The organism is Streptomyces sp. HSW2009 (assembly GCF_040240285.1).
In the GTDB taxonomy this organism is placed as follows: Bacteria; Actinomycetota; Actinomycetes; order Streptomycetales; family Streptomycetaceae; genus Streptomyces.
The window spans coordinates 1-2930 of sequence record NZ_JBEHZD010000770.1; the positions used below are offsets into that span (position 1 = coordinate 1).

Consider the following 2930-nt stretch of genomic DNA (forward strand, 5'->3'; position numbering starts at 1 on the left):
GTGCGGGGGGGGGGCGCTGTGTTTTTAACACCCCCCCGCGCCCCGGGGGGGGGGGGGGGGCGGGGGCCGAGGTGGGGCCCGGGCCCCGCGCCGCCCCCCCGGCCGGCCGCGGCCCGGGCCGCGAGCCCGCTCCTGGCCACCGCGGCGGCCAGGACGAAGGCGCAGATCAGCAGCCAGACGGTGGCGTCGCCCAGGGTGGCGAACAGGGTCTCGCTGCTGATCACGCCGGTCACCGTGAGGACCAGCCCGGCGCCGAGCGCGATGTACGTGTCGTCGACCGGGGTGGCGATCCAGGCGCAGGTGGCCAGCGCGAAGACGGCCAGCGTGAGGCGGGCGTCGCCGCCGAGCCCCGGCACGTTGCCCGGCACGGCCAGCACGGCACAGGCGCTCAACGCGGCACACCAGCCGATGGCCTGACGGAGGGAGAGGGTCACCCCGGCAGTCTTCGCACCCTCGGTGAGCTGCTGATGAGCGGACGATGAGGGGAATTTCATCCGGGGTGGGTGGGGGCCCGGGGCCGGGGGGCCAAGCTGGTCGGGCCCCGGGCCCAGCGTGCGGACGCCCAGCGTGCGGGCGCCCACCGTTACGGCAGCCGGTACCCCATGCCCCGTACCGTCTCCCCCCGGGCCGCGCCCAGCTTCTTGCGCAGGGCGCGGACGTAGACGTCCACGATGTTGGAGCCGGGGTCGAAGTCGTAGCCCCAGACGTGGGAGAGGATCTGTTCGCGGGAGAGCACCTGGCCCGGGTGGCGGAGGAAGAGTTCGAGCAGGACGAACTCGCGGGCCGTCAGCTCCACGGTCCGGGTGCCGGACCTGGCCCGCCGGGTGCGCAGGTCGAGGGTGAGGTCGCCGCTGCGCAGGGCCGTCACCTCCGGGGCGCGGGCCGCCGTGCGCAGTCGCAGCCGCACCCGGGCCAGCAGCTCCTCGAAGCGGAACGGCTTGGTCATCCAGTCGTCCGCGCCGCCTTCGAGGCCGGCCACGGTGTCCCGTACGGAGTCGCGGGCGGTCAGCACGATCACCGGCGTGGTGACCCGGTCCTCGCGCAGCCCGCGCAGGACCGTGAAGCCGTCCTGGCCCGGCAGCCCGATGTCCAGGATGATCAGGTCGAAGTCGCCGGTGCGGGCGTAGTCGGCCGCGGTGTCGCCGTCGGCGGCGATGGTCGTCGTGAAGCCGCCCGCGCGCAGGCCCTTGTCGACGAAGGCGGCGATGCGCTCCTCGTCCTCGGCGATGAGGATGCGGTTCATCGTGCGGGGTCCTCCAGAACCAGGGTGAAGGTGGCGCCGGGGCCGTCGCCCGGCGCGGGGGGGTACGCGGCGCCCGGGGCGCCACCGGGCGTCAGGGGGCCGTCGATGGGCACGGTGCCGCCGGTCGCCGGGGTGCCGCCGGGCGTCAGCGCGCCGTCGCCCGGCTGGGCGCCGGTGCCCGGGTGAGGGGCGCCGGAGCACAGGTCGACCCGGCCGCGGTGGCCCTCGGCGATGGCCCGCACGATCGACAGGCCGAGCCCGGCGCCGCCGCCGTGGCTGTCGGTCGCGGCGCCCGGGCCGCGCGCCCCCCCCCGTGCGGGGCCCCGCCGGGACCGGTGGCAGGCCCACACGCGGGGCTCGGGCCGCCCGCCGGGCCCCCGGGGCGCCCCCGACCCCGCCCCGCCGGTCGCGGTGCGCCGGGAGCCGATGCGGATGCGCTGGCCGACGGCGGTGTGCTGCACCGCGTTCTGGGCGAGCTGCACCATCGCCTGCGTGATGCGCTGCGCGTCGAGCACCGCCTCGCCGTCCGCGACCTCGGCCAGCTCCCAGCGGCGCGGGCCGAGCGTGCGGGCCTTCACGAAGACGTCGGCGGTCAGCTCGGCCAACTGGACCGGGGCCGGGCTGATGAAGTCGGGCCGCTCCGCCTTGGCGAGCAGCAGCAGGTCCTCGACGATGCGGCTCATCCGGTCGAGCTCGTCGGTGACCAGCCGCACCGTCTCTTCGCGCTCGGCCGCCCCGTCCGGGCCGGTGTTCATGAGCTCCAGATGGCCGCGGACGATGGTGATGGGCGTCCGCAGCTCGTGCCCGGCGTCGTCGACGAACTGGCGCTGGGCGCCGAACGCCCGCTCCAGCCGGTCCAGCATCGCGTTGAACGTCTCGGCCAGCGCCGCGATGTCGTCGCGCCCCCGCACCGGGATGCGCCGCGTCAGGTCCTGCTCGGTGAGTTGCGCTGCGGTCGCGCGCACCAGCCGTACCGGGGCCAGGATGCGACCGGCCACCACCCAGCCGATGCCGCAGGTCATCAGCAGCGCGACGGCGGAGATGGCGAGCAGCGTACGGAACACGTCGGTGGCCCTGGCCCGCTCGCGGTCGGCGTGGAAGGCGACCACGAACACGCCGTCCGGGGCGTCGCCGCCCGGGTCGATGGCCACCTTCGCCCAGCGCACCTCGCCCTCGGGCCGCTCCAGCGTCCCGGTGGAGCGCCGGTCGCGGGCGATCGCGGCGAGCCCCCGCTCGTCCCGGTAGAGCGGCAGTCGGACCGGGACGGCCCGGTTCTGCCGGACCATCGACGGCGGTCGCGCGTCGTGCACGAGGCCGATCAGCTCCTCGTACGGATCGGCGTACTGCCGCTCAAGGAAGACCTTCAGCAGTCGGCGCGGCTCGGTGAACGGGGCGCCGGTCCGCGGGTCCCGTCCGCGCTCGACGAAGTGGGCGAACTCGCCGGCCTCCTGGGCGAGGAGCGCCGCGGTGCGCTGGTCGACGTCGCGCAGCAGGATCGAACGGGTGGTGGTGGCCACGGCGGTCAGCGCGACGGTCATCACCAGCAGCAGCCACAGCAGGATGCGCACCCGGGCGGTCACCCGGCGGCCGGGGGCGGGGCGGGGGGGGGCGGGGCGGGGGGGGGGGGCGCGGCGCGGCGGGGGCCCGGGGGCGGGGGGGGGCCGCCCCCCGGGCGCGGGGGCGCGGG

Annotated in this window: 2 protein-coding genes and 1 pseudogene; all 3 read right to left on the minus strand. The window is 76.9% G+C overall.

The genetic code is table 11. The features are described 5' to 3' along the window. Positions 1 to 434: pseudogene (locus AAHZ94_RS31940) on the minus strand (hypothetical protein); the annotation flags it as partial. A 149-nt stretch (positions 435 to 583) separates the two neighbouring features. Next, the gene (locus AAHZ94_RS31945; protein WP_349997204.1) at positions 584 to 1243 is read right to left on the minus strand and encodes a response regulator transcription factor; all 660 of its coding nucleotides are present in this window, start codon (positions 1241 to 1243) and stop codon (positions 584 to 586) included. Beyond that, positions 1240 to 2823, minus strand: coding sequence for a histidine kinase dimerization/phospho-acceptor domain-containing protein (locus AAHZ94_RS31950; RefSeq protein ID WP_349997205.1), 1584 nt, complete (start codon positions 2821 to 2823; stop codon positions 1240 to 1242). Before AAHZ94_RS31950 ends, AAHZ94_RS31945 begins: the two co-directional genes overlap by 4 nt. Positions 2824 to 2930: the final 107 nt, after the last annotated feature.